Source organism: Phenylobacterium sp. (genome assembly GCF_031412415.1).
GTDB lineage: Bacteria > Pseudomonadota > Alphaproteobacteria > Caulobacterales > Caulobacteraceae > Phenylobacterium.
Map to the genome: position 1 here is coordinate 1 of NZ_JANOCX010000070.1, position 2,309 is coordinate 2,309.

Below are 2,309 nucleotides of genomic sequence, written 5' to 3' on the forward strand. Positions count from 1 at the left end.
CAAGGAAGGTTGGGGAGAAGGTATTCTCCCCAAGCCCCTCATCTATTTCTATTCCTTAAGAAAAGAAAGGAAGGGAGGGGTTGGACATATACGTCCAACGGGAGGGAATACTTTTTCCTCCCCGACCTTCCTGAAAACCAATGCCCGCCATCATCCGCAAGCTCACCATCATCCTCGACGAAACCCGCCGCGAGATGGGCCGCGACCTCGCCCGTCCCATTCGCCGCGTCATCGCCTGCGCCGTCATCGAGAATCCCTTCGCCGGCCGCTACGTCGAGGACCTCTCCGAACTGGTCGCCCAGGGCGAGGAACTCGGCGCCCTGCTCGCGGCGCGGGCCATCGCCGCGCTGGGCATCCCCGGTGATCAGGTCGAAAGCTTCGGCAAGGCCGCCATCGTGGGGGAGGGGGGGGAGCTGGAACATGCCGCCGCCCTGCTGCATCCGCGGATGGGCGCCCCGGTGCGGGCGGCGCTGGGCCGCGGCCCGGCGCTGATCCCCTCGGCGAAGAAATCGGGTGGTCCGGGGACCGGGATCGACATCCCGCTCGGCCACAAGGACGCCGCCTTCGTCCGCAGCCACTTCGACGCCATCGAGGCGCGGCTGCCCGATGCTCCCCGCGCGAACGAGATTTTGGTCTGCCTGGCGCTGACCGATGGCGGCCGCCCGAGCCCGCGGATCGGCGGCCTCACCACCGCGGAGATCATCGGCCAGGACGGGCTGCGCTAGCAGGTCGTTCGACCAAGGCCGGGCAACCGGCCTTGTGACCGTACGGCTGTCCTGTTTCCGCCCGAAACCCGCAGCGCAGCTTGCATCCGGCCGCTCTCCCGGCCATACCTAGCCGCAATGACGGCCCCCGGGGACTTCCTGGGGTGACCGCTGCGGGGAGAGCGATCCGGGTGACTGATTCCATCCTGGAAACGATTGGGCTGACCAAGGAATTCCGGGGTTTCGTCGCCGTCAGCGACGTCTCCCTGAAGATTCGCCGTGGCAGCATCCATGGTCTCATCGGCCCGAACGGCGCCGGCAAGACGACCTGCTTCAACATGCTGACCAAATTCCTGGCCCCCACGCGCGGCCAGATCAAATACGACGGGAAGGACATCACCGGCCTGAAGCCGGCCGAGGTCGCCCGTCTCGGCCTGGTCCGCAGCTTCCAGATCTCGGCGGTCTTCCCGCATCTGACGGTGCTGGAGAATGTCCGGGTCGCGCTGCAGCGCCAGCGCGGCGGCAGCTTCGACTTCTGGCGCTCGGACGGCCTGTTGCGGGCCTTCGACGACCGCGCCATGGCACTGCTGGAAGACGTCGGCCTGACCATCTATGCCCGCGTCAATGCCGGCGAACTGCCCTATGGCCGCAAGCGCGCGCTGGAACTCGCCACCACCCTGGCGCTCGACCCGACCATGATGCTGCTCGACGAGCCGACCGCGGGCATGACGCACGAGGACGTGGACCGCATCGTCGCCCTGGTGAAGCGCGTCTCGGTCGGCCGCACCGTGCTGCTGGTGGAGCACAACCTCAAGGTCGTCTCCGGCCTGTGCGACACCATCACCGTGCTGGCCCGCGGCAGCGTGCTGGCGGAGGGCGACTACGCCGCCGTCTCCCGCAACCCGGATGTCATCGCCGCCTACCTCGGCACCGAAGCCACCGCCGAAGGAGCCCCGGCGCATGTCTGAAGCCATCGCCCCCGCGCGCCCCGCCGCCACCGGCAGCGCGCTGCTCGAAATCCGCAACCTCGAAGCCTGGTACGGCGAAAGCCATGTCCTGCACGGCGTCGACGTGGACGTGCACCCGGGCGAGGTGGTCACCCTGCTCGGCCGCAACGGCGCCGGCAAGACCAGCACGCTCCGCGCCATCATGGGCCTGGTCGGGCGTCGCTCGGGCAGCATCCGCTACGCCGGGACGGAAACCATCGCCCAGCGCTCCGACCTCATCGCCCGCGCCGGCATCGGCTATTGCCCCGAGGAGCGCGGCATCTTCGCCAGCCTCAACGTCACCGAGAACCTGCTGCTGCCCCCCGTCGTGCTGCCGGGCGGGCTCGACCTCGAGACCATCTACACGCTGTTCCCGAACCTGAAGGAGCGGGCGTCCAGCCAGGGCACCAAGCTCTCGGGCGGCGAGCAGCAGATGCTGGCCATCGCCCGCATCCTGCGCACGGGCGCGAAGCTCCTGCTCCTCGACGAAATCTCGGAGGGCCTCGCCCCCGTGATCGTTCAGAAGCTCGCCGAGACGATCCGGCTCCTGAAGGCCAAGGGCTACACCATCGTGATGGTGGAGCAGAACTTCCGCTGTGCGGCCCCGCTGGCCGATCGC

The 2,309-nt window shown here is 68.2% G+C and carries 3 protein-coding genes; all 3 read left to right on the forward strand.

The features are described 5' to 3' along the window. Positions 1-140: 140 nt before the first annotated feature. Entirely contained in the window at positions 141-725 is a 585-nt protein-coding gene (locus RMO04_RS03535) for an amino acid synthesis family protein (RefSeq protein ID WP_309643415.1), read from the forward strand. 164 nt (positions 726-889) lie between these two features. Next, positions 890-1,672, forward strand: a complete 783-nt coding sequence (locus RMO04_RS03540) for an ABC transporter ATP-binding protein (protein ID WP_405041458.1) — start codon at positions 890-892, stop codon at positions 1,670-1,672. Beyond that, on the forward strand, positions 1,665-2,309 hold a 645-nt coding region (locus RMO04_RS03545), incomplete at its 3' end, for an ABC transporter ATP-binding protein (protein WP_309643417.1). The genes RMO04_RS03540 and RMO04_RS03545, both read left to right, overlap by 8 nt.

Bases quoted from the DNA above. Each gene is read 5' to 3' on its own strand.
- RMO04_RS03535 (WP_309643415.1), top strand. From the start codon at position 141: ATGCCCGCCATCATCCGCAAGCTCACCATCATCCTCGACGAAACCCGC.